Genomic DNA, 21,646 nt, shown 5'->3' with positions numbered 1-21,646 from the left:
AACTCCACTCAGAAACCGGTGGTAAAACCCAGAACGCCGGCAAAGCCACTGCCCACGAAATAGTTCGGTGCACTTCCCGCGACCTTGGCGCCTCCGATTGCCGTCGCAGTCTTGGCATTGGTCGTCACACCCGACACACCGGAGAGATAGCCACCATTGCCCATGTTGATGAGATTGATCTGGATCTGTGGATGCTTCGTGAAACCGAGATCCGGCAGACGATAGCCCAGAGACAGGTTCGCTGTGAAATAGGACGGCACCTTCTCGTCATTCATAAACGTCGAATACTGCGATCCGACATAATTCATGGTGTATGTCCCAAAGAAATGTCCGTCATCATATGAGAGGCCAAGCGCACCGGTGAAAGTCGGGCTTTTCACAGCCCTCTTGCCAGCCGTCGGCAACATGACCGTTCCGTTCCAGAAGTTGTTGTCCATCGTGGCATGCAGATACTGCCCGGAAATATAGGGGCTGAAATGATGCCATGGTCGCAGGGAAGCCTCGAACTGGGCACCACGAACTGTCTGGCCACCTGCATTGATAGACGCGGATGTGGCGACACCATTGATGAATACCGTCGAGGAAATCTGCCGGTTCGTCATGTTGTAGTTGAACAGCGCGGCCGAGACATTGACCAGCCCAGTATGACGATAGCCCAGTTCCTCGCCTATGGAATATTCGGCGGCCAGGTTGCTGCTGTGGGAACGGTTCATCTTACCCGTCGAGGTATTGAACGTATCCACATAAGTCAGAATGGCCGAAGGATCGCGGAAGGCCGTATAGGCGTCGAAGAACACCTGATCATGCGGCGTGATCTTGAAGCTCATCGAAAGCTGGGGCAGCGGTTCGGCCTTGTTGTCGCCGGTGTTGTAGGTCGCGCCCGGGATAAGCTGCGTCACCTTGCGCGACACCATGGCTTCCTTGAACCCCGCATTCAGGGTGAGCCGGTCATGGAACGCCTTGTAGGTATCGCTCACATACAGCGCGTTAACCTGCTGAAGGAAGTGGATATCCCACTGCTCAAGCTTCTGCCCGTAAGCCGTATAGACCGGGCTCTTCCCCGTCGGGCTGGCAATGTTTCCGTTGAAATCCGCGATCTGGAAACCCGATCCCTCGACCGCATTCATGTAGGAATACATGTCACCGAACTGAAGCGTATTATGCTGGGTTTTCCACTCGCCATAGGTGTTCAGGCCCCCCGTATCCTGTTCATAGGTATCGATCGTCGCCGCCGTCGCAACGCCGTTCTGCGAATACGGAAGATTCAACTGACCCGCATACTGGTTCCCCAGATAGGTCGAGGACTCGTTCAGCGTCGTGCCACCATTGCCAAACCCCCAGTAATGACTGAAAAACGGCGTGACATGCAGACTCAGGCCATGTCGGAACTTGATGTCCTGCGGTGCGGTGGCAATAACCGAGTTGCGTTGGTGCAGAACCAGCCCGTAATACGACGTGTCTCCGAACTTGTAGGTGTCGGCATAATTGAAATTGACGCCCTGGGTGTTCCACTGCGACATGCTGGGCGGACGCAGATAGGTTGAAGTTGGGCGCGTAAAGGTGACGACCAGCCCGGACTTGCTGCCATTCTCCCAGTCCTTCACGAATTTCGCATCGACATGATAACGCTTCATCCCGCCCGCGCCACGCCAGTTATGCGCGGTCTGATAGGAGAAGGACAGGAAGCCGCGCACACCGGAATTGCCGATGTCGCCTGTTTCCAGACGGATGAACTCGCGCCGAAGACTGCTGGTACCATATGCCAGATCCAGCAGACCACCGCGCTTGTGTGACGGATCACGCAGACCTTCCGTAATCTGCCCGCCGACCGCATTGTAAAGCGGTGCACTCAGATCTGGGGCCCCTTGCGCCACATTGATATAACCAATGTTTTCCGTATCAGCGACAGTGGATGACAGGGGGACATAACTGATTGGATCAGCAGCCGGCATACCCTCGAAGGTAAATCCGATTTCCGATTGATCCATGCCCCGGATGGATAGACCCATCTGATCCGATGCACCAAACGGATCCACGCCGGATGACACCACACCAGGAAGGTTCTGAATCAGTGTGAGCGGATTGGCTGTTGGGCTCTGCTTGGCAATGTAATCCCGTGTGACGCCGCTCTGGACCTTGGGGGCGGTCTGCACCGCCATGAGACCACCACCAGGCGTTGTATTGGTCACTCCCGTGCTACTGCCGATCCCTGCATGAACACTGACGGTTTCTGCAGTTTTGGACTGCACAGACCCTGGCTGCGCGACCTTGGCGGCCGCATGGGCGCTCAACGCTTTTTTCGTTGCGGCACTGACCTCATGCAGAGGGAAAAGGAGAGTAACGGAACCAAGGAGAAGCAAGCGTGTGTGGGACATGCGATTGATCCGTAGCCTTCTGAAAATGAGACCGTCACCCGGGAGAGGGTACGAACAGACACAGGTTAGGCTCGATTCCGAATTGATATCAATACGGAACAACCATAATAGTTCTTAATTATGATGTTATCTGATTGTTTTTGGCGTATTCCATGTCTGAAAAACACGAAAACGCCGCGTCCCTGAGAGGAAAGCGGCGTTTTCGGCGCATATCAGTTACAAAAAGTGGGGGAGAACACGACAGGCTCGGAGAGAAAACGACTCCTTATGCAGCAGAAACCGGATATGGCTTCATGAAGCGGCCGAATGGCTGGCCAGCACAATGGTATGACCATGTTCCCGGAGCGCCAGAACCTGGGCATCATCGAGTTCGGTATCCGTAAAGACACATGAGACCTGATCCAGATGCCCGACTCTATAGGTGGAGCGCCGACCGAATTTCGTACTGTCGGTCAACAGGAAACACTCTTCCGTTCGACGCATCATGGCCGCATTGAGGGTCGCTTCTTCGCTGTCCGGCGTTGAGATCGTACCATCGGACTGTACCGCGCTCGTCCCGAGAAACACCTGGTCGAACCACAGGTTTTCAATCGCCTGCTCGGCAAGAATCCCTACCAGACTACGATTTGCATGACGCAGACGCCCCCCCAGCAGAATCATCTCCACTCCATCGATTCCGCTCAATGTTTCGGAAACCGTGATGTTATTGGAGAATACCGTCAGCGGCATGGGATCAATGCGCAGACGCCGTGCCAGTTGAAGCACGGTTGTCCCCGCGTCGAAAAAGACGGCCGATCCCCGCTTCAGCCGTTGAAAGGCCGCATCCGCAATCGCCCGCTTGTGGTCCAGCGCCTGACTCTCACGGGTCTCGAATGCTACTTCGCGATCTACGGAATCCGCCAGCGCGGCACCTCCGTGGGTTCGGCTGATAATTCCCTGTTTTTCAAGGCGTTGCAGATCCCGGCGGATGGTCGCCAGGGACGCATCGACCTCCCTCGCAAGATCATGAACGCCAGTCATTCCATTCAGATAAAGATAATGGCGAATCTGCATCAAACGGTCGGATGCCAAGATCATTCTCCCTCACTGGCCTTGCCTCAAACACTGTAAGCGCGCCGGTTTTCTTTGAAAAGCAAGCGAGGGATGATCGGGATGCGTCATTTACAATCATCAATATGAGTTGACATGATCGTATTGCCGTTTTTTATAGCTGGTACAGAACTCCACGCCCTGAAAAAGCCTCACTGCCATCGTGCTCCGTATGCCTCCCAGGTTCCTGGATGTACTCCCTACGAAGCAGGTCTGCTGCTGTGTGCCTTCCTTCTGAAAGACCATTTCTCATGAATGCTACCGAACGCGGCATCCGCGAACAGTTTCCCCTCTGGAACAAGGTGGACATGCGGGACGTCCATCCTGATCCGGAAGCCGTTACGGTCGTGGTGGGATGCGGCACGTCTGTTCATATCGCGGACTCCATCGCAGCCAGCCTGAATGCCCACGGCGCATTCTCGCGTGCCGTAGCCGGCAATGAATGGACGCGCCGTCCCCAGGACTATGTCCCGTCCCGTATCCGGCCGAATATCCTTGCCCTTTCACGCAGTGGGGAATCCACCGAGACCGTCGCTGCCGCGATCGAGAGCCGCAGGAAGGGCCTGCACGTTACGGCGTTCACCTGCGCAGAAGGCGCGAGCCTCGAAAAGAACGCTGACGAAACCGTTCTGGCAGAGACCCATCCCGAAGAGGGAATCGTCATGACGGCCTCAGCCAGTTTGATGCTGCTGATGGGTCTGCGTTATGCCGGCATTCCCGTCACTGCCGAGACCACGGCTGCGGCCGAAGCCCTGCTCACGGAGGCCGATCCCCAGCTCAGACCGCTGATCGAAGGGCGTTCCCATTTCGTATTCCTGGGAGCCGGTGCGCTTTACGGCATCGCGCGTGAAGGGTCCCTGAAACTTCAGGAAATGAGCCTGAGCCAGACAGAAGCCCATCATCCGCTGGAATACCGTCACGGTCCGATCAGCCTGATTGATGACAGGTCCCTCGTTGTGTTCCTGTACCACCCCGACACGCTGGAAGAAGAAAGCATTCTCGCCAGAGACCTGATGGCAAAGGGAGCTCGCGTTCTGGGGATCGGAGGACCGGGAACAGTCTCGCTCGCCGTCCGGGAAGGCGCGGATGTCCGCCCGCTGGTGGTCCTGCCCGTGCTTCAGCTGTTTGGCGAATATGTTGCCCGCTCCAAGGGGCTGGACACACTGGCACCACGTCATCTCACCAAAGTCGTGACGATCGGCTGACCATGAACATTTCCCCGTTTCTGAACCTCGTTCATCAGGCCCATGATCCGGCCGTTCCGCCAGCAGGGCGCAAGGGTCTGGCCTCCGTCTGCTCCGCACATCCCCTGGTGCTGGAAGCAGCCCTGCAACGGGCGGCCCGGACCGGGCGACCCGTTCTGATCGAGGCGACCTGCAACCAGGTCAATCAGGACGGGGGCTATACCGGCATGACCCCGGCGGATTTCCGGGATCTCGTTCTGGGAATTGCGGCGAAAACCGGCTGCCCGGAGCACCTCGTCCTGCTGGGCGGGGACCATCTTGGTCCCAATCCATGGAAGTCCCTCCCCCCGCAGGAGGCCATGGCCAAAGCTCTGACCATGATCGAGGCTTTCGCCAGAGCCGGCTTCGTCAAACTGCATCTCGATGCCAGCATGGGCTGCGCGGGAGAACCGGTCGCTCTCGCCGATGAAACCGTTGCCGAACGGGCCTGCGCCCTGGCACAGCGGGCGGAAAGCGTCGCTCCCGGTCAGGCCGTCTATATCATCGGAACCGAAGTGCCCGTTCCCGGTGGTGCAGCCGAAGCACTCGACCATCTTGAACCAACCTCCCCTCAGGCCGCAGCGACTACACGTGAGATCCATGAGACGCTCTTCCGCCGCACTCTGGGAGACGATGTCTGGAAGCGGGTGATCGGACTGGTCGTGCAGCCGGGCGTGGAGTTCGGCGTGGAAGACGTAGTGCTCTATGACCGGCCCCGCGCACAGGCCCTTTCGGCAACGCTGAACCGGATGCCCGGGCAGATCTTCGAAGCCCATTCCACCGATTACCAGCCGCTTTCGGCCCTGCGCGCACTCGTGGAAGACGGCTTTCTGCTGCTGAAGGTCGGTCCCGGCCTGACCTTCGCCCTGCGCGAGGCCCTGTATGGGCTGGACAGCATCCGCTCTGTCCTTCTGCCCGGGCAGGAAAGTCTGCGCTCGGTCATGGAACGCATCATGACGCAGCACCCGGCCCAATGGCGTGGCCATTATGAAGGAACGGACGCCAAGCGCGCCATTCTGCGGCACTATGCCTATAGCGACCGGATCCGGTATTACTGGCCTCGACCTGAAGCGGAAGCCGCGGTCGGGACGCTGCTGCGCCAGCTTGAAGAGACCGGCCTGCCCGATCCCCTTCTGAGCCAGTTCCTACCCACCCAGTATGAAAAAATCCGCGATGGGCGTCTTTCGAGGCATCCCCGCGATATCATTCTTTCCGCTGTCGATACCGTTCTTGCTCTCTACGATCAGGCGTGTGGCGCTCCCCCGGAAACCTGTGAACGTCTATACTGATCCATTCGAGCGGTGACTTGCGAGGGCATTTCCATGAGTCAGTCCTTTATTGCAGCCATGGATGGCGGAGGCAGCAAAACCCTTCTGGTCGTTCTGCGGCAGGATGGTACGATTGCCGATATCGGCCGCGCGGGAGGCTCCAACCCATTCGACCAGCCGCTATGGCGCGAAACCCTCTCCAGTCTGTTCAGCCGCCTTCCGCCTGAAACCCGCGCCGCTGGCCTCGGCCTTGCCGGCTTTGGGGAAAGCGCGACACTCAACCAGCACCAGCGTGGCCTGATCAGCACCTTTTGCGAAAACATTCCCCTGTCCCTGACCAACGACGTGGACATGGCCTGCAACGGGGCCTTTGCGGGACAGGAAGGCGTTCTGCTGCTTTCGGGAACCGGCTCCATGGCCTGGGCCACGGATGGTCAGGGACATCACTGCCGGGTTGGCGGCTGGGGCTCCCTGTTCGGGGACGAGGGCAGCGCTTTCTGGATCGGCCGAAAAGCCCTTGCTCTGGTGACAGAGCTTCTGGATGGCCGAAATACACAGGATATCGCTTTTCTGGAGCCCATCCAGAAAGCGCTGGACCTGCCGTCCGATCCGGCGCGCTGTGGTCCGGCGCTTCTGGAATGGTACGGAAGCCTGACGCATGAGCGGTCCGCCGTCGCCTCCCTGGCGCGGATCGTTGCCCGACTTGCGGAGCAGGACTGCGTGCCCGCCACCCGCATCATGGGTGAAGCCGCCACGCAACTCGCCGCTCACGTCCAGACAGCGCGCCGCAGACTGGGGCGCCCCGAGCTTCCCTGGAGCTATGCGGGGGGAACCCTCCAGAGCCAACTCCTGCGTGAGGCCATTTCCGAACGCTGCGGCACTCCGGTCACTCCCCGCCTGCCCCCGATCGGAGGGGGCCTGCTGTCGGCGGCCAGACTGGCGGGCTGGTCTGTAGATGCGAACTGGATCGACCGGCTCGCCGACACACTGGACCATGCCGGTCTGGGCAACTGATCATGTACACACACCGGGTTCGCGCCCTCCTCCGGTTCCTTTTCAACGCCCCGGGCCTCAGGCTCACGGAAACCTCCTGACATGGCACTTTCCAAGGCTTCCCCTTCCTTCGGCACGCTGACAGGCCCCTATGGTCCGGGACCGCTCGGCGTTGCGGCCTCCATCTTTTTCCTGATGGGCTTCGTGACCTGGCTGAACGGGCCGCTCATTTCATTCGTGCGGGTGGCCTTCTCGCTCGGAGACGTCGCCGCCTTCATGGTGCCGCTCGTTTTTTACGTCTCGTATTTCATCTTCTCGATCCCGGCGTCGTTTCTGGCCCGCAAACTCGGCCTGCGTCAGGGCCTGTCAGGCGCACTTCTGCTCTGCGCACTTGGCGTGGCGGTCTTCGGGCAGTTCGTGTCCATGCGCCTCTATGGCGGCGCCCTGACGGGACTGCTGATCCTGGGTGCCGGCCTTTCGCTGATGCAGGTCGTCATCAATCCGCTCGTCAGCCTCCTCGGCCCTTCAGACCGTGCGGCACAGCGGATCGCCATCATGGGTGTCTGCAACAAATGTGCCGGCATCCTCGCGCCCATCGTCCTCGCAACCGTCGTGATGGGTGACATCGACCACGTCGCCCAGAGCGTACAGTCTGCCCCCGACGCCGCGACCCGCGATGCCGTTCTCAACGCGTTCGTCCATGCCATCTATGCGCCCTACATGGGCATGGCCGTCATCCTGCTCGCCGCTGCCATCGGCGTGGCTTTCTGCTCCCTGCCGAATCTTCAGGCTCCGCCCATTCCCGGCCTTCCGGGCAGCGGAACCCGGATCTTCCGTCCCCATCTGGTCTTCGGCATCCTGGCCATGTTCCTCTACGTGGGCGTCGAAGTCATGGCCGGAGACGCCATCGGCACCTATGGACAGCAGTTCGGCCTGCCCCTGAGCCAGACGAAATTCTTCACCTCGCTCACCCTTGCCGCCATGCTGTTCGGCTATCTGCTCGGGTTCTTCATCGTTCCGCGCATCATTACGCAGGAACGCTTCCTCGAACTGTCCTGCATCGGCGGCATCGGCCTCACTCTCATGGCCTTCATGACAGGCGGTTATGTCTCGGTCGGCTGCGTAGCCCTGCTCGGGGCAGCCAATGCCATGATGATGCCAACGATCTTTCCCATCGCCATCCGCGGCGCCGGCCCCTGGACGCCCCTCGCCTCGGCGCTGATCGTCATGGCCTATAGCGGCGGGGCGATCATGCCGCAGGTCTATGTGGCCCTGAAGCCTTTCGTCGGTTTTCAGGCCATGTTCGCGCTGCTGGTCATCCCGTCCTATCTGGCGATCCTTTTCTATGCCCGTCGCTATGGGCAGACCGGCCTTCTTCCTCTGGATCAGACCCAATGACACTCCATCTCGACGGTAATCTCGTCCTCCCCGACCGCGTCCTCCCGGGCCGCATCACTTTTGATACCCGGATCCGCGCCATTGATCCCGTCGCAGCGCCCCCGAACCGCTACATTTTGCCCGGTTTCGTGGACGGCCATGTGCATGGCGGGGATGGCGCCGATACGATGGACGGCGCCGACGCCATCCGGACGCTCTCGCGCTTTCACATGACGCATGGCACGACCACGATCCTTCCCACCACCATCACGGCGCCGTGGGCGGATGTGATGAGCGCCCTCCATGCTGTAGCCGAAGTCCGCAAGGGCGGGATCGACAAGGGCCCCCGCATTCACGGCGCCCATCTGGAAGGACCGTTCGTCAGTCCCCACAAGCTCGGCGCGCAGCCCCCCTTCAACATCGCCCCCAGCCCCGACCGGGTTAGTGAGGCCATCGGTACGGGCTGCGTGCGCGTCGTGACCCTCGCCCCTGAACTGGACCATGCGGAAACCGCCATGCGTCAGTTCGCCGAAGCCGGCGTCCGCGTCAGTCTCGGCCACACCACAACCGATTACGACGGCGCGCAGCGCGCCATCTGCGTGGTCTGTGCGGCAGGTGGCACGATCGGCGCCACCCATCTCTTCAACGCGATGTCCCCGATCGAAGGTCGCAGACCCGGCCCCGTTACGGCCCTCATGTGCAGTGATGTCGCCTATGCCGAAATGATCTTCGACACGCACCACGTCCATCCGGCCAGCTTCCGCCTGGCCTCACGCCTGATGGACAGCCGCCTGCTCTTCGTAACGGACGCCATGCGCGGTACGGGCGGCCCGGAAGGCCCCAGCCAGCTTGGTGGACAGGATGTCGTCATCAGCAATGGCACGGTCCGCCTCCCCGGCGGCTCTCTGGCAGGCAGCATCCTCACCCTCGATCAGGCCCTGCGAAACGCCATACAGGCCGGCACATCCCTCCCGGACGCCGCAAAACTCGTCAGTACCAACGCCGCAAGGTATCTGGGCCTCCATGACCGCGGCACCCTGACTCCGGACTGTCTCGCGGACTTCACCGTCCTTGATGACTCCCTGGCGGTCACCGAAGTCTGGGTCAATGGCCAGCGGACCGTCTGACATGACGGCGCGTTTCCGCTCCACCCTCCAGCCCCGGGAAACCGACATGAACATCATCATCGCCCCCGATCCGGCTCATGCAGTGGAGAAGGCCGCCGCCATTGTCGCGGACGAGATCCGCAGCCATGCCCGTCCGGTCCTCGGCCTCGCCACGGGCCGGACGATGGAAAGCCTCTATGCCCGCCTCGTTACCCGCTACAGGGACGGCACGCTGGATTTCTCATCCACCACGTCGTTCAATCTGGACGAATATGTCGGCATTCCCGCAGCCGCCCCGCAGTCCTATCACACCTACATGCACCGGCACCTGTTCGATCAGGTCAACATGCGTCCCGGTCACGGTCACGTCCCCAACGGCATGGCGCCCGACCTGAACGCCGAATGTGCGGCCTATGAGGACCTCATCCGCGCCTCGGGCGGCATCGACCTCCAGCTTCTCGGCATCGGCGAAACCGGCCATATCGGCTTCAACGAGCCACCGTCCGCCTTCGATACCCGAACCCGCCCAGTCATTCTGGACCCTGTCACCCGCCAGCAGAACGCGGAAATGTTCGGCAATGATGCCGACGCCGTTCCCGAGCGAGCCCTGACCATGGGCGTTGGCACCATCCTTGACGCCAGACGCCTGCTTCTTCTGGCTGTCGGAAGCAGCAAGGCCGCCATCATCCGCAAGGCCCTGCTCGATCCCATGACCCCTGACATCAGCGCCTCGGCCATCCGCCTGCACCGGGACTGCACCATCATCATGGACGAGGCCGCGGCCGCAGAACTGGGACTGGAGGGCTCCCGGCTTCCCTGAAATCCCGGACCTCCGGACCCTGCGACCGAAAGCTCGCACGATCCACACTCAGGCACCTGAAGAAAACTGCAACCACATTTTCCACAGGTTCGTGGATGGCAAACTCTCGCCCGGGCCGATATCATCATCGTGGCGGCCACGGTCCAGCGCCGCGCACTCTGGATAACCCCGCCGGATACGAGCTTTGGCGCCAGACCCGCGGCATGCTCCTTCATAATTTCGGGACCTGGCAGAAAGGGCGTATTCATGAGCACAGATCTGCGGGGGACCGCCATCCGGAAAAGCCTGATGCAGGCCAGTTCCGTAGAAATGACGCCCGCCTACATCACCCGGACACCGGGCGCTTTTGAAAACCTCGCGCCGAACACGCGCGTCTTCGTCACCTGGCTGCCGGGAACACCATTCGACGCCACGCTCAATGCCTGTGTCTCGCTTCGTCAGCGTGGCTATGTCCCGGTCGCCCATATCGCAGCCCGCTCCCTTCGCGACACGGCGCATTTCAGGACGATCTGCAGCCAGCTCGTCTCCAGGGCACAGGCCAACAGCATTCTGCTCATCGCCGGAGGCCAGCCGGAATCGGACGGCATGTTTTCCAACACGCTCGACGTACTCCGGACTGGAATTGCCTCCTCCGAGGGTCTTCGGAAAATCTATGTCGCAGGCCATCCCGAAGGTCATCCGCAGGCTTCGGCCCAGACACTGCGCGACACACTCCATGAAAAGCAGATGCTGGCCACCCAACAGGGCCTCGACATGGAGCTTGTCACCCAGTTCGGCTTTGACCCGGCCGCCATGCTTGACTGGGAAGAAATGCTGCGAAAGGACGGAATCACGCTTCCCGTCAATCTCGGGCTCTACGGGCTCGCCAGCCCACAGACACTCCTTCGCTACGGCCTGGCCTGCGGCGTGGGACAGTCGCTGCGCCTCCTGAAAACCCGGCGCACCCGGCTCCATCGCTGGTTCTTCCCCTGCAATCCCCAGTCCCTTGTTGACGCGGTGGCCCGCCGCATCGCCGAGACACCCGACACACTCTTTCGGGGACTGCATTTCTTCCCCTTCGGAGCCGTTCCAAAAACGCTCGCCTGGCGACGCAAACTTTCAGACTGAGCCTCCCCCTACGGGGTCCTGCACGATCTCTGCAGGTATGTTGACAGACAGCACATCGCCTCATCGCTTCCTGATTACCGCGCTTTCCCTGGAAACCTTCCCATGACATCCACACCGTCCCCTCTTCCATCCCTTAACGATCCGCACGTACTCGCCGAAATTACGGCAATGTCCGACCGGTATGAAAAAGCCCTCGGCGACAACGCCCTGGAAGAGCTGGACGCCCTGTTTTATGACGGTCCCGAAACCATCCGCTACGGCGTGGGTGAAAATCTTTACGGATTTTCCGAGATCCAGGCCTTCCGCCGCGCCCGCACGGGCGGCTCCCCGCCCCGAGACGTGCTGCGCAGGGTCATCACCACCATCGGTCAGAACGTGGCCACGGTCGATCTGGAGTTCCGCCGACGCGGAGGACAGAAAACCGGTCGGCAAAGCCAGACATGGATCCGCACCCCGGAGGGCTGGAAAATCCTCGCGGCCCATGTCTCGCTGATGGCGGATGTCTCGTGACTGCCAGTCCGGCCACCTTTTAAGCCTCCTGCGACCCTGACCCTACTGGTAAAGGCCCGGCTCAGGGTCCCAGCCCGTCAGAAGATGGCGCCCGATCTCCTCGTGCTTCCACTCCACCGGATCATGCAGTGACAGTGTCCGAGCATCCCGCCAGTACCGGTCAAATCCATACGCGGCATCTGTCACCCGTGCGCCCAGCGCCGACATGAGATCCGAACTGGCCCGCAGCGCCGCCCGTGACGCTGAAGAGCGCGCTGCATAGACCGGAATGGCCACATCCGTCCGCGTACAGTCCCCGCGTTCGAACGCATCCAGCCGTCCCGCCGCCGTCCGTACACTCGCACAGGCCGCTGCCAGCTCTGCACCGATCTCTCCGAACAGCCGCCGCACCAGCAGGTCATCTGCCGCGGCGTCCACCCGCGCAGACGCCCAGGGCCGGCTATGCTCCTGCGCAAACCCGATGCCTGCCTGCAAAGCCGCCAGCCCGATCCCCACCAGGATCATCGAAAACCCGTTCTGATACCGAAGGGGCGCATGGGTTTGTGGCGTGGACTGCGCCGTCAGCACCGACCATTCCGGCCGCGTCAGCACCTGATCCAGAACCACACTCCCTGAATCCGTCGCCCGCTGTCCCAGCCGATCCCAGTCCTCCACAAAACGCACACCCTCCGTCCCTGCTGGCAGCAGATCCAGCCGAACCGAGCCTGCGACCACATCATAGGACGATACAAGCAGCAGATCCGCACCCACCGCTCCGGTCGCGTAGATCTTGCGCCCGTCGATGAGATGCCCCGCCCCCTCAGGTCGTGACACCACGTGTCCAAAATCGACCGCCCGCTTTCCGTTCTCCGAAATTGCCATGCCAATAATGGCATTCTCCACGCAGATCCGCTCAGCCAGCCGCTGACAGAACTCCGGCGATGCCACGGACAGCAGTTCGCGGACGGCATCGTCATGCACCTTGTAAATCTGCGCCACGGACGGGTCCGCCATCCCGAGCTCCAGAAAGACTTCCTGCGACAGGGCCTGCGAAAATCCGAAACCCCCGAACGATACCGGCAGAGGCGCCCGCATCAGGCCACAGCGCTTCAACGCCAGAATGGACTCCCGTGGATAGCGCCCGATCCTGTCATTCTCCGCTGCCCGGGGCACAATCTCCCGCTGGATCACCTCCCGCAGCGTTCGGAAAAATTCTTCAAGTCCGACGGGCACCGCACAGCATGGAACAAGGCTGTGCACGGCTCCGAAAACCTTTCCGAAAGAGTGATGCATCCGTCCTGTCCGCCTTCTGCCCGGTTCCTGTCCACGGGTGTGCCCAACAGGCATCACCTCCACACGGCCCGTGACCGTACAGCCTGCGCCCCGCTTTCCCAAGGAAAGCGGCTTCACAGCCCTGAAGACCTGTTTTTCTTCATAACGGCATTGACCACGCATCTCCTGTCCGAACCCGCCAGTACACCCGCGTTCCGTGGACGGCCCAGAGCCGAAAAGTCACCAAAGCCCCACCCTGAGCGCGCCTCTCACAATCCGCACAGAACTGACGTGCCACTCTGGACATCAGGCCGGATACAAGTTTTCCTGCCCGAACGACGCGCCCAGGCAGGGCGTTCATGCGTTATGACCGTCAACTGACGGCAATGCCCGATGGCAAATGCAAGGATATGTGAAGCAATGGCTCATCTCAGCCCCCTGGCCGGCAAAACACTTTCTCCGGACCAGCTGACCGATATTCCCGCCCTGATCGCGGCCTATTATGACCGCAAGCCCGACCCCTCCATCCCCACACAGCGGGTTTCTTTCGGCACCTCCGGCCACCGGGGCTCCTCGTTCCACACCAGCTTCAATGAAAACCACATCCTTGCCATCTGTGAGGCCATCTGCCGTCACCGCAAGGCCGAGAGCATCGACGGTCCGCTCTTCATCGGCATGGACAGCCACGCCCTGTCCGGCCCGGCGCAGAAATCCGCCATCGAGGTCTTTGCCGCCCACGGCATTGACGCCCGGATTGACGAAAACGGCGGCTACACCCCGACCCCCGTCATTTCCCATGCCATCCTGACCTACAACAAGGGCCGCACCACGGGCCTCGCCGATGGTGTGGTCATCACGCCCTCTCATAATCCGCCGTCCGATGGTGGTTTCAAATACAACCCGACCAATGGTGGCCCCGCAGACACCGCCATTACCAAGGCCATTCAGGACATGGCCAACGACTTCCTTGCCAACGACATGAAGGACGTCAAACGCCTGCCCTACGAGCAGGCGAAGGGTGAAGCCTGCATCAGGGGCTACGACTTCATCACGCCCTATGTGAACGATCTGGACTCCGTCATCGACATGAAGGCGATCCGCGACGCCGGCGTGAAGATCGGCATCGACCCGCTGGGCGGGGCCGCCGTCGCCTACTGGAAGCCCATCATTGACCGCTACGGCCTCAATGCCACCATCGTGAGCGACGTGGTGGACCCGACCTTCTCGTTCATGACCGCCGACTGGGACGGACAGATCCGCATGGACTGCTCCTCCCCCTACGCCATGGCGCGCCTGATCGAGATGGGCGACCGCTTCGATGTCGCCTTCGCCAACGACACTGACGCCGACCGCCACGGCATCGTCGCCATGCCCGACGGGCTGATGAACCCGAACCATTATCTTGCGGTGGCGATTTCCTACCTGTTCCGGAACCGCCCGGACTGGAGCCCGGAACTCGGCGTCGGCAAGACCCTCGTCAGCAGCGGGTTGATTGATCGCGTGGCGAAGGACATGGGCCGCAAGCTCGTCGAAGTCCCGGTCGGCCTGAAATGGTTCGTGCCGGGGCTGATGGATGGCTCGCTGGGCTTTGGCGGCGAGGAAAGCGCGGGCGCCACCTTCCTGCGTCGTGACGGCACCGTCTGGACCACCGACAAGGATGGCCTCATTCTGGGCCTTCTGGCGGCTGAAATCACGGCCAAGACCGGCAAGAACCCCAGTGCCCATTATCACGAGATCATCGCCCGTCTCGGTACGCCCTATTACGAGCGTATCGATGCCGCCGCCAATCCGGAACAGAAGGCCAAGCTCAGCAAGCTCACCCCTGAGCAGTTCCCGCTGGAGACTCTGGCAGGCGATAAAATCATCAGCAAGCTGACCCGCGCGCCCGGCAATGACGCCCCGATCGGCGGCCTGAAGGTCGTGACCGAAAACGGCTGGTTCGCCGCCCGCCCGTCCGGCACGGAAGATGTCTACAAGATCTACGCCGAAAGCTTCGTCAGCGAGGAACATCTCCGCGCCATCCAGCAGGAAGCGCAGGACGCGATCTCGAAAGTCTTCGCCTCCTGACCCATGCCCATCCCCGGGACATGCCCCATGTCCCGGGACACACATTCACGTCCGCAGCCTAGTGGCTGCTTCCCGCCGTCAGCCTTTCTGGCATCCTCGGATCAGGCGGTGAATGAACGCCAGCTTGTGCATGATCCCCTCCGTCAGCACGAACGGATAGAAATCGGCCAGCCCCATGGAGCGGTTCAGACTGTTCACCGCATAGGTCAGCGGCAGCCAGGCCTGCATGATGTCCTCGAAAGACGCCTCCGTATAGGGATCCCCCAGCGTCCGGCCTGACGCATGACCGATCCCCCGCACCCGCGGGTCCACACTCACCCCGAAGGCACAGGCCGTCTCCAGCGTGGAGACGATATGCAGGTAATGCGCCCAGGTTTCCGCGAAATCCTCCCACGGATGGGACGTGGCATAGACACTCACATGACCGTCCTGCCAGTCCTTCGGTGGGGGGCTCTCATAATAGACCTGAAGCGCCTGCTGGTAATCCGCCCGGTCGTCCCCGAACACCGCCCGGCACTCGTCCAGCCTGCCGCCGTCCCGCACCAGCATGTTCCAGTAATAATGCCCGATCTCGTGCCGGAAATGCCCCAGAAGCGTGCGGTAATATTCCCCCATCTCGACCCGCATGCGCTCGCGGGAGGCATCATCCGCCTCGCGCATGGCGAGCGTGATGACCCCGTTGGAATGTCCCGTCATCACGGACGAAGACCCATCCGGCGCATCATCAAGGAAATCAAAAACCAGTCCGTTTTCCGGATCTTCCCGCCGGTCCCGGATCGGCAGCTTCAGCCGCAGCAGCGTGTAGAAGAGCCGGTGCTTGGCCACTTCGATCTTGCGCCATCGCTCCAGATTTTCCGGAATCTCAAGGTTCGGGATCGTCCGGTTGAACCGGCACGCGAAACAGAACACCCGGCCTCCGTGCGGATCAGGGTCCGTCAGCCAGTTGCAGACGTCATAATCATGGTTGGAACAGTAAAGCACCCGCTCCTGCTGCGCCGACGGCTCCAGAGGATGCCAGAACCGCTCTCCTGCCGGGTCCAGCGCCGTCAGCAGCGAACGGTCCGGCAGATACCCGATCGGGTGCCGGCAATGTTCGCAAACCGTGTTTTCAAAAAAGAGGATCTGCCCGCAGGACTGGCACTCAAAGAGCTTCATGGGATCGCATTACACCGGGTTTCCCGATCATGGCCAGTTCCGGAGCCTCGCCGCCGGGCAAAAGGCGATCCGCGCGCATCGTCACGTCAAACGTCGCCCGGCACCGGTCCAGCATTCCCGAAATGGGAGCCGCCTCCTCAGGACGCCCCGAGACCGCCAGTGGAATATGATGCTGCGCCACCACCAGCCCCGATGTCGTATCAAAACCGACCCACCCATCCCCCGGAATCCAGGCCTCGGCCCAGGCATGAAGGTCACACTCCAGTTCCCCGGCCTTGTCCGGCTGGATCAGATATCCGGACACGAACCGCGCCGAAAACCCCAGATGCCGCAGCACCGTCACCAGCAGCCACGCGCTGTCCCGGCACGATCCGCTCTTGCGTTCCAGCGTCTCTTCCGGCGCCCAGACCCCCGGTTCCAGCCTGCGCTGATAGGTCAGGCGCTCCGCCACGGCCCGGTTGAGTTCCGCCACTGCCTCCGAGGTTCCGACCGCTCCCGCCGGACGCCAGGTCTCCACAAACCGCGACACCTGCGCCCCTGCCGCATCGACATCCCGATACGCCGCACAGACCGGCGCTTCCGGAGCCAGGATACCGTCCTGCCGCGCGCGCAGATCCACCTCCATGCTGACCGACACATCGAACTGCGTGACACGCTCCGGAACCCGGATTTCCGCCACCCGGTTGCCATACGCATCCTGCCGCCAGAGCACGTCCGCGCCTTCCGGCGACACCTCCAGCGCATATCCCCGGACAGCGGACCGCACCCGCGGCCTGGGACACAGACGCACGGTCTGACGTCCCAGAAACACCGGCCGGTCATACTGGTATCGGGTCTGGTGGCTCAGGACGACACGGGAGTTCATACGCAGGAGGCCCTGTGGAAAATCGGTTTCAGATACTCGTTCTCAGACACGCGATTTTCGGGCCATCCCGTTCCGCCAACCATGGGGTCTGACATCAGTCGAAACGTTACCCTACCAGTCTTCCCGGGAACCGCAACAATTTCCGCCTGTCTTTTCCCGATCCGTCCAAACGGCAAATTTCACGCTTGGCAAAGCGCCGGAATCTTGCTCCGTTAATAAAATATCGTAATGAACCGGCGCGGCTGATCGGATATCCCGTCAGCAGGCACCGCCGGCAAGAGACCAGGGTGGTGAGGCAGAAAATGAACAGGCCGGTTTTGCAGTCTCCTCTCCCCACCCCGGCCAGCGCAGCACAGGCTCCGGCTGCGAAAGCGGGCATGTTCGCGGCCTATGACACGCCGGATTTCTTCTGCGAACTCATGCGACGGACGGACGAGATGCCGCCCTCGCTCCAGACCGTCCGCGACCGCCTGGCAGGCTTCGACCTTGACGAACTGCGCCACCGCACCAGCACGGCCGAAGCGCAGCTCTACCGTCTGGGCATCACCTTCACCGTCTATTCCGACCGCGAAGCGATCGACCGCATCCTGCCTTTCGACATGATCCCCCGTGTTCTTACGGCTGCGGAATGGGACCATATCGACCGTGGCGTGCAGCAGCGCGTCAAAGCACTCAACCTGTTCCTCCGCGACATCTACCATGAGCGACACGTCCTGCGGGACGGCATCATCCCCGCCGATCTGGTGCTCAACAATCCGAATTACTGTGAAGCCATGGTCGGCGTCCGCGTGCCCGGTGATGTCTATGTCCACATCAACGGCACCGACCTGATCCGCGACCGCAGCGGCCGTTTCATGGTGCTCGAAGACAATGCCCGCACGCCATCCGGCGTCTCCTACGTCATTGAAAACCGGCACATGATGCTGCGTCTGATGCCGGATCTGGCGTCGGGCATGCCCCTGCGCTCGGTTGAGGAATACGGCCTCAAACTGCACCAGACACTCTGCGAGGTCGCGCCCGAGGGCGTCACCGATCCGCAGGTCGTGCTGTTCTCGCCGGGCATCTACAATTCCGCCTATTTCGAACACGTGTTTCTGGCACGCGAAATGGGCGTCCCCCTCGTCGAGGGCAAGGACCTGATCGTCGAGAACCATCGCGTCTACATGCGCACCGTCGCAGGCCTGCGCCCCGTCCATTCGATCTATCGCCGTCTGAACGACGAGTATCTGGACCCGCTGGCCTTCAACCCGGACAGCATGCTGGGCGTCCCCGGTCTTGTGGAAGCCTATCGCCGCGGCAATGTCACGCTGGCCAACGCGCTTGGAACCGGCGTGGCGGATGACAAGGCGGTCTATGCCTACATGCCCCGCCTCATCCGCTATTATCTGGGCGAAGACCCCATTCTCGACAGCGTCCAGACCAACATCTGCGCCGAAGAAGAAGGTCTGGCCTACACGCTCGCCAATATGGACAAGCTGGTCATCAAACCCGTCGGCGAGTCCGGCGGCTATGGCCTGCTGATCGGCTCACAGGCGACACAGACCGAACTGGACGAGTTCCGCGCCAAACTGCTCGAAGACCCGTCCAACTACATCAGCCAGCCCGTCATCGACCTCTCCGTCTCCCCCACGCTGTGCCCCAGCGGCGTGGAAGCCCGCCATGTGGACCTCCGGCCTTTCGCCCTGACCGGAAAGAATACATGGGTCCTGCCCGGTGGCCTCTCCCGCGTGGCCCTGCGGAAGGGTTCGCTGGTCGTCAATTCCTCACAGGGCGGCGGCTCGAAAGATACATGGGTGATGGCCCGATGACACAGACCAGCGCACGTTTCCCCGCCATGCTCGCCAATCTCAACACGCTGCTGTCCCGCTATGGCGAAAGCATGATGTGGCTCGCCCGCTACATGGAGCGGATCGAGAACCTCGCCCGTCTTCTGGAAGTGACGGAAGCCTTCGTCCGCAACCCTGATGGCAGTCCGGGCTGGGACTCCATCCTCCAGATCAATTCCGACGAGGACCGTTACGCCGCAAGCTATCCCCTGCCCGCGACGGAAGAAAACATCCTCGCTTTCTACATCACCGAAAGCACGAACCCGACCTCCATCCGCGCCATGGCCCACATGGTCCGCGAAAACGCCCGCTCGGCCCGGCCCCTGATTTCCACCGAGATGTGGATGCAGCTCAATGTCTTCACCCGAAGCATGATGGAGCTTTCCACCCCCGACATCCGCCGCAACGGCCTGTCCGGCCTGTGCAACCGCCTCAAACAGGACTGCCAGACCCATTTCGGCATCACCGAGGGCACGCTCTACCGCGACCAGGCCTGGCTGTTCTACCTGCTCGGAAAATACCTGGAGCGTTCCGACCAGATCACGCGCCTGATCGACATCCGCTACCATACGCTCCTCCCCAGCGGAGAAACTTTCGGCTCGCAGATGGACATCACGCAATGGGGCTCCGTCCTGCGCTCGGCCGCCGCCTATCACGCCTTCCGCCGCCTCCAGCCCGTCACGACCACACCCGCCAATGTCGTGGGCTTCCTTCTCAAGAACGAAGGCTTCCCCCGCTCCCTGATGCTCAACCTGAGGCAGGTGGACAGCACGCTCAATGCCCTGTCCACCCACTACAACCTGCGGCATCAGTGCGGCCCGCTTCAGGAGCGTATCATCAACCTGCGCGCCACGCTGGAAGATCAGACCGCCGAGGAGATCATCTCCCGCGGACTGCATGAATACATGACCTACATCCAGGACGAACTTGCGGCCTTGCAGGCGGAAGTCTCGATGACTTTCTGGCCCGCAACGCCGCTTACGGTCCGGCACGAGGCGGTCATCCCACAGTAAGGCCGGCCTGCGGAACGGGGTACGATACCGGAGCGATCTTCAGCATCACACCGGCGTCCCGCAGCATCCGGGCGCAGTCGGGATCGAGGCCCTCATCGGTAATCACCACATCAAACTCGGCCAGCATCCCCATGCGGCTCATGGCCGAGATGCCGAACTTCCGGCTGTCCGCCAGAAGCACCCGGCAATCTGCCATCGCCATCAGCGCCCGCTTGGCCCGAATGATCTCTTCGTCCTGATGATAAACCGTCAGTCCGTGTATGGCCGCGGCCGACACAAAGGCCATGTCGATCCGCATGGAGACCACGCTCTGCTCGCAGACCATTCCCACAAAGGCATCGAAAGTCGGGCTGTAATGGCCGCCCAGACCGATCAGGCCGACCGTCTCGCAGGGTCCAAGACGCATCCCCAGCCCCAGACTGTTGGTCACGACCGTCAGCGGCGCGATCCCGGACAGGCTGGTGGCCATGAAACGCGCCGTCGTGGAATCATCGAGGGCCACCGTATCGCCCGGGCTGATCATGGAGGCCGCCAGCGTCGCGATCGCCTGTTTTTGCGCAACAGCCTGTCGCGCCCGGTACATCACGCTTCCCGGTTCGCTGGCGCTCGGAAGCGCCGTGATGTTTGCCCCGATCCGCCGGACCATTCCCTGCGCAGACAGGGCCAGCAGATCCCGGTTGATCGAGGCACGGCTGAGCGAAAAGCGCTTCAGCAGTTCCCCCACCGGAACCGCGCCCTGCTCCATGACATAATCAAGGATACCACGCCGCCGGGCAGACAGGGCCTGCCCTTCCATGAGCAGGGCATTCATCATGCATCGACCTTCGCAGAGACCAGTTCGCTCACACAGGCAACCAGCTTCATGAAATCGGCGGGATCCCACCCGCCCCGCCCGGCCAGCACGCCGTCCACATCAGGCAGCACGACGTAATCACAGATATTGGCCTGGGAAACACTGCCGCCGTAAAGCAGTGGGATCCGCACCCCGCTTTCGCCCGCAATCTCCCGCACCACAGATCGCAGCTCCGTATGGATTCCGGACACGAATGGCGCCTCGGCCGGACGCCCCGCCGATCCGATGGCCCAGACCGGTTCATAGATCACGACTACCCGCTCGAGATCCTCCGGCGAAACCCCGTGCAGCGCAATTTTCGTCTGACGCGCCAGCGTCTCCTGCGAGACCCCGGCCTCAAATTCGTCCAGCGTATCGCCAATGCAGATCAGCGGCCGCAGACCATGCCGCAGCGCCGCATGGACCTTCAGGTTCACCGTCCAGTCCGTCTCGCCGAAATGCTGCCGGCGTTCCGAATGTCCGAGCAGCACGGTGGATGCCCCGCATTCGACGACCATCGGCCCGGAGATCTCCCCGGTCCAGGCCCCGCTGTCCTCCCAGAACATGTTCTGGGCACCCACCATCATGGGGCTGCCCTCAAGCACCGAGCACACATCCCGCAGAGACGTCGCGGGCGGGGTCAGGAAACACCGGATGCCTTCGGGCGGCCGGAAGGTGGCAAGCGCCCGGGCTGCCGCAATGGCTTCAGCCGGCCCCTTGTTCATTTTCCAGTTCGTCCCGATCCAGACGTTCTTCTGATCCACAAACG

18 protein-coding genes are annotated in these 21,646 nt (G+C 61.6%); 11 read left to right on the top strand and 7 right to left on the bottom strand.

The genetic code is table 11. From position 1 onward, the window contains the following. Positions 1 to 8: 8 nt before the first annotated feature. Both ABF859_RS02405 and ABF859_RS02400 read right to left on the bottom strand, forming a co-directional pair. Entirely contained in the window at positions 9 to 2,375 is a 2,367-nt protein-coding gene (locus tag ABF859_RS02405; RefSeq protein ID WP_415525811.1) for a TonB-dependent receptor, read from the bottom strand. 291 nt (positions 2,376 to 2,666) lie between these two features. Continuing rightward, positions 2,667 to 3,446, bottom strand: coding sequence for a DeoR/GlpR family DNA-binding transcription regulator (locus tag ABF859_RS02400; protein ID WP_415525809.1), 780 nt, complete (start codon positions 3,444 to 3,446; stop codon positions 2,667 to 2,669). A 269-nt stretch (positions 3,447 to 3,715) separates the two neighbouring features. Between ABF859_RS02400 and ABF859_RS02395 the strand changes: the two genes are divergently transcribed. From ABF859_RS02395 to hpxZ, 8 genes are all read left to right on the top strand, one after another. Next, positions 3,716 to 4,669 (top strand): SIS domain-containing protein, encoded by a 954-nt coding sequence (locus ABF859_RS02395; protein WP_415525807.1) that lies wholly within the window; start codon positions 3,716 to 3,718, stop codon positions 4,667 to 4,669. 2 nt (positions 4,670 to 4,671) lie between these two features. Further along, positions 4,672 to 5,976, top strand: a complete 1,305-nt coding sequence (locus ABF859_RS02390) for a D-tagatose-bisphosphate aldolase, class II, non-catalytic subunit (RefSeq protein WP_415525805.1) — start codon at positions 4,672 to 4,674, stop codon at positions 5,974 to 5,976. A gap of 33 nt (positions 5,977 to 6,009) precedes the next feature. Continuing rightward, positions 6,010 to 6,969: an N-acetylglucosamine kinase gene (locus ABF859_RS02385; protein ID WP_415525803.1), complete on the top strand. Its 960-nt coding sequence runs from the start codon at positions 6,010 to 6,012 to the stop codon at positions 6,967 to 6,969. An 81-nt stretch (positions 6,970 to 7,050) separates the two neighbouring features. Further along, on the top strand, positions 7,051 to 8,346 hold the full coding sequence (gene gluP / locus ABF859_RS02380; RefSeq protein WP_415525801.1) for a glucose/galactose MFS transporter: 1,296 nt from the start codon (positions 7,051 to 7,053) through the stop codon (positions 8,344 to 8,346). Further along, positions 8,343 to 9,452, top strand: coding sequence for an N-acetylglucosamine-6-phosphate deacetylase (gene nagA, locus ABF859_RS02375; protein WP_415525799.1), 1,110 nt, complete (start codon positions 8,343 to 8,345; stop codon positions 9,450 to 9,452). The genes gluP and nagA overlap by 4 nt, the downstream gene beginning before the upstream one ends. A 1-nt stretch (position 9,453) precedes the next feature. Next, complete coding sequence (gene nagB, locus ABF859_RS02370) at positions 9,454 to 10,251, top strand: glucosamine-6-phosphate deaminase (protein WP_415525797.1); 798 nt, start codon at positions 9,454 to 9,456, stop codon at positions 10,249 to 10,251. A gap of 246 nt (positions 10,252 to 10,497) precedes the next feature. Next, a complete protein-coding gene (locus ABF859_RS02365; RefSeq protein WP_415525795.1) occupies positions 10,498 to 11,358 on the top strand; it encodes a methylenetetrahydrofolate reductase in 861 nt (286 codons plus the stop codon). Between the two features lie 102 nt (positions 11,359 to 11,460). Then, entirely contained in the window at positions 11,461 to 11,868 is a 408-nt protein-coding gene (hpxZ, locus tag ABF859_RS02360; RefSeq protein ID WP_415525793.1) for an oxalurate catabolism protein HpxZ, read from the top strand. 42 nt (positions 11,869 to 11,910) lie between these two features. Here the strand turns inward: hpxZ and ABF859_RS02355 are convergent, their stop codons facing one another. Next, a complete protein-coding gene (locus ABF859_RS02355; RefSeq protein ID WP_415525791.1) occupies positions 11,911 to 13,140 on the bottom strand; it encodes an acyl-CoA dehydrogenase family protein in 1,230 nt (409 codons plus the stop codon). Between the two features lie 399 nt (positions 13,141 to 13,539). On the opposite strand from ABF859_RS02355, the gene pgm reads away from it, so the two are divergent. Beyond that, positions 13,540 to 15,186 (top strand): phosphoglucomutase (alpha-D-glucose-1,6-bisphosphate-dependent), encoded by a 1,647-nt coding sequence (pgm, locus tag ABF859_RS02350; RefSeq protein WP_415525789.1) that lies wholly within the window; start codon positions 13,540 to 13,542, stop codon positions 15,184 to 15,186. Positions 15,187 to 15,264: 78 nt separating this feature from the next. Here pgm and ABF859_RS02345 read toward each other — a convergent pair whose 3' ends face one another. Beyond that, complete coding sequence (locus tag ABF859_RS02345; RefSeq protein WP_415525787.1) at positions 15,265 to 16,341, bottom strand: putative zinc-binding metallopeptidase; 1,077 nt, start codon at positions 16,339 to 16,341, stop codon at positions 15,265 to 15,267. Beyond that, positions 16,328 to 17,206, bottom strand: coding sequence for a transglutaminase family protein (locus ABF859_RS02340; protein WP_415525785.1), 879 nt, complete (start codon positions 17,204 to 17,206; stop codon positions 16,328 to 16,330). Before ABF859_RS02340 ends, ABF859_RS02345 begins: the two co-directional genes overlap by 14 nt. Positions 17,207 to 17,583: 377 nt before the next feature. Between ABF859_RS02340 and ABF859_RS02335 the strand changes: the two genes are divergently transcribed. Next, complete coding sequence (locus ABF859_RS02335; protein ID WP_415526171.1) at positions 17,584 to 19,014, top strand: circularly permuted type 2 ATP-grasp protein; 1,431 nt, start codon at positions 17,584 to 17,586, stop codon at positions 19,012 to 19,014. Then, positions 18,996 to 20,045: an alpha-E domain-containing protein gene (locus ABF859_RS02330; RefSeq protein ID WP_415525783.1), complete on the top strand. Its 1,050-nt coding sequence runs from the start codon at positions 18,996 to 18,998 to the stop codon at positions 20,043 to 20,045. Before ABF859_RS02335 ends, ABF859_RS02330 begins: the two co-directional genes overlap by 19 nt. On the opposite strand, the gene ABF859_RS02325 is transcribed toward ABF859_RS02330, so the two are convergent. Together ABF859_RS02325 and ABF859_RS02320 are read right to left on the bottom strand one after the other, a co-directional pair. Next, entirely contained in the window at positions 20,032 to 20,859 is an 828-nt protein-coding gene (locus ABF859_RS02325) for a DeoR/GlpR family DNA-binding transcription regulator (protein WP_415525781.1), read from the bottom strand. The two genes, ABF859_RS02330 and ABF859_RS02325, sit on opposite strands and share 14 nt — an antisense overlap. Beyond that, a complete protein-coding gene (locus tag ABF859_RS02320; RefSeq protein WP_415525779.1) occupies positions 20,856 to 21,641 on the bottom strand; it encodes a triose-phosphate isomerase in 786 nt (261 codons plus the stop codon). The genes ABF859_RS02325 and ABF859_RS02320 overlap by 4 nt, the downstream gene beginning before the upstream one ends. Positions 21,642 to 21,646: the final 5 nt, after the last annotated feature.

The organism is Gluconobacter sp. (assembly GCF_047722525.1).
In the GTDB taxonomy this organism is placed as follows: domain Bacteria; phylum Pseudomonadota; class Alphaproteobacteria; order Acetobacterales; family Acetobacteraceae; genus Gluconobacter.
Note: the sequence above shows the minus strand (reverse complement) of the source record. Positions and strands in the feature narration are given on the sequence as shown.

Excerpts from the sequence above, each read along its gene's own strand:
- ABF859_RS02405 (WP_415525811.1), bottom strand. The coding sequence starts at position 2,375 with ATGTCCCACACACGCTTGCTTCTCCTTGGTTCCGTTACTCTCCTTTTC.
- ABF859_RS02395 (WP_415525807.1), top strand. The coding sequence starts at position 3,716 with ATGAATGCTACCGAACGCGGCATCCGCGAACAGTTTCCCCTCTGGAAC.
- ABF859_RS02390 (WP_415525805.1), top strand. The coding sequence starts at position 4,672 with ATGAACATTTCCCCGTTTCTGAACCTCGTTCATCAGGCCCATGATCCG.
- ABF859_RS02385 (WP_415525803.1), top strand. The coding sequence starts at position 6,010 with ATGAGTCAGTCCTTTATTGCAGCCATGGATGGCGGAGGCAGCAAAACC.
- gluP (WP_415525801.1), top strand. The coding sequence starts at position 7,051 with ATGGCACTTTCCAAGGCTTCCCCTTCCTTCGGCACGCTGACAGGCCCC.
- nagA (WP_415525799.1), top strand. The coding sequence starts at position 8,343 with ATGACACTCCATCTCGACGGTAATCTCGTCCTCCCCGACCGCGTCCTC.
- nagB (WP_415525797.1), top strand. The coding sequence starts at position 9,454 with ATGACGGCGCGTTTCCGCTCCACCCTCCAGCCCCGGGAAACCGACATG.
- ABF859_RS02365 (WP_415525795.1), top strand. The coding sequence starts at position 10,498 with ATGAGCACAGATCTGCGGGGGACCGCCATCCGGAAAAGCCTGATGCAG.
- hpxZ (WP_415525793.1), top strand. The coding sequence starts at position 11,461 with ATGACATCCACACCGTCCCCTCTTCCATCCCTTAACGATCCGCACGTA.
- ABF859_RS02355 (WP_415525791.1), bottom strand. The coding sequence starts at position 13,140 with ATGCATCACTCTTTCGGAAAGGTTTTCGGAGCCGTGCACAGCCTTGTT.
- pgm (WP_415525789.1), top strand. The coding sequence starts at position 13,540 with ATGGCTCATCTCAGCCCCCTGGCCGGCAAAACACTTTCTCCGGACCAG.
- ABF859_RS02345 (WP_415525787.1), bottom strand. The coding sequence starts at position 16,341 with ATGAAGCTCTTTGAGTGCCAGTCCTGCGGGCAGATCCTCTTTTTTGAA.
- ABF859_RS02340 (WP_415525785.1), bottom strand. The coding sequence starts at position 17,206 with ATGAACTCCCGTGTCGTCCTGAGCCACCAGACCCGATACCAGTATGAC.
- ABF859_RS02335 (WP_415526171.1), top strand. The coding sequence starts at position 17,584 with ATGTTCGCGGCCTATGACACGCCGGATTTCTTCTGCGAACTCATGCGA.
- ABF859_RS02330 (WP_415525783.1), top strand. The coding sequence starts at position 18,996 with ATGGGTGATGGCCCGATGACACAGACCAGCGCACGTTTCCCCGCCATG.
- ABF859_RS02325 (WP_415525781.1), bottom strand. The coding sequence starts at position 20,859 with ATGATGAATGCCCTGCTCATGGAAGGGCAGGCCCTGTCTGCCCGGCGG.